At 46.0% G+C, this 235-nt stretch carries 1 protein-coding gene; it reads right to left on the bottom strand.

Going from position 1 to position 235, the window contains the following annotated elements:
- On the bottom strand, nt 1-235 hold a 235-nt coding region (locus KL866_RS03970), incomplete at both ends, for a hypothetical protein (protein WP_214993533.1).

The raw sequence follows: 235 nt of genomic DNA, 5'->3' as shown, positions 1-235 counted from the left end.
GTTCTGAAATATTTAGCAAGGTTTCTGACGACTCGCCCAATAGCGTTACTCTTACGCCACCGCCGTTGCCGCTATCCCATTGGAAAGAGGGGCGGGCACGCACAAACGAGGGCATGTCTTCACGAATACCGTTTTTTATTTGACCCACACTTACCGACAGTTCTTCATTAAGCGTAATACCGCTTACGGCATGACCGGCGGTAAAATAAGTATAAACTTGTTTAATATGAAAACG

It is taken from the genome of Alteromonas sp. ALT199 (genome assembly GCF_018619335.1).
Classification (GTDB): Bacteria; Pseudomonadota; Gammaproteobacteria; order Enterobacterales; family Alteromonadaceae; genus Alteromonas.
Note: the sequence above shows the minus strand (reverse complement) of the source record. Positions and strands in the feature narration are given on the sequence as shown.